Raw genomic sequence first — 1,595 nt, forward strand, 5'->3', positions numbered from 1 at the left:
CAGACTGTGTGAAAACCTAGCAATCTGCACAAGGCTCAACGAAAATGCTCCGTACCGAAAGATACGGGGCATTTTTCGTTATGGCCTACATTCAAGGCGAGTCGCGCAGCCAGACCAGCTTGTTTCCGGTCTCGCTGGAGGAATTGATCCCTGCCGATCACCTTGTCCGGGTCATCGACCTGTACGTGAGCAAGCTGGATCTCATACAGCTGGGGTTTGATAAAGCGCGACCTAAAGGCACCGGTCGCCCGTCTTATGATCCTGCCGATCAGCTAAAGCTCTATCTCTACGGCTACTTCCAGCGGATCCGCTCATCGCGCCGACTCGAAGCCGAGTGCCAGCGCAATATCGAAGTCATGTGGCTAATCAATCGGCTCAAGCCCGACTTCAAGACTATCGCCGACTTCCGAAAAGACAACAAACCTGCCTTCGTGGCGACGTGCCGTGCCTTCGTTCGGTTTTGTCGAACGGCTGGTCTGATTGCAGGAGAACTGGTCGCCATCGACGGCAGCAAGTTCCAGGCGGTTGCTTCTGCACGGCGGCATCTGAATCTAAAGCAGCTCAAGCGCCAAGAGGAGAAGTTGGATAGACGCATTGCCCAGTATCTGGCAGAACTGGATGAAGCCGATAAAGCCGACGTTTCTGAAGTGATTGATCGCAGTGCGGTCAAGACCGCGCTGGCGAAGCTTGAAGTTCGCAAGCAGGACAATCAGAGCTGCCAGGTACTGATGAATGCCCTTGGCGTGGAGCAGTTCAACACACACGAAAGCGATGCCCGAATGATGCGCACGCCAAAAGGCGCTCGCGTCGCCTACAACATACAGACGGCTGTGGACGCCGAGCATTGCCTGATTTTGCATCACGAGGTCACTCAGGACAGTGATGACCGCAAGCAGTTGGAGCCGATGGCCAAAGCCGCCAAAGAGCAACTACAGCAGGAAGAATTAACGGTTACCGCTGATGCCGGCTACTCCAACGGCAAGCAGTTCCAGGCTTGCGAGGATGCTTCGATTACCAGTTATGTGCCGGTTCAGCGCTCGCTCAACCCATGTGATCAGGAGTTCTTCGCACGCGATGATTTTGCCTACGATGCCACGCAAGACCGCTATCAATGCCCTGCGGGCAAATGGCTAACGCTCAAACAGTTGAACAAGGGCGACCGCATCTACCAGACAGCCATCAGTGATTGCGCGGTCTGCCCGTTAAAATCCCGATGCACCAAGGCGCAACGCCGCCATGTCATGCGGCATGCCCATGAAGAGGCGTTCGAACGAATGGAAAAAAGGATGCTCGCGCATCCGGAAATGATGATTAGCCGAAGATCCATCGTTGAGCACCCCTTCGGAAATCTGAAACAGTGGTTGTTTGGCAATGGCCGCTTCCTGTTGCGCCAGTTGGAGGGCGCGCGAGCGGAAATGGCACTGGCCGTGAACGCTTACAACCTGAAAAGAGCCGTTAGCGTGCTGGGTGCACGCCGGATGATAGAACTGATGGCCTGAAAAGGCTTTTTCGCCTGCTGACGATATAAAAGGAAACGCCCCGACAAGTCGGGGCGTTTCTTTTAGCCTCGGGAAACTGCGTTTTCACACAGTCTG

At 54.8% G+C, this 1,595-nt stretch carries 1 protein-coding gene; it reads left to right on the forward strand.

From position 1 onward, the window contains the following. The first annotated feature begins 80 nt into the window (after positions 1-80). Entirely contained in the window at positions 81-1,499 is a 1,419-nt protein-coding gene (locus K0F75_RS25360) for an IS1182 family transposase (RefSeq protein ID WP_219064698.1), read from the forward strand. Positions 1,500-1,595 lie beyond the last annotated feature (96 nt).

The organism is Pseudomonas sp. UMAB-08, assembly GCF_900095225.1.
GTDB lineage: Bacteria > Pseudomonadota > Gammaproteobacteria > Pseudomonadales > Pseudomonadaceae > Aquipseudomonas.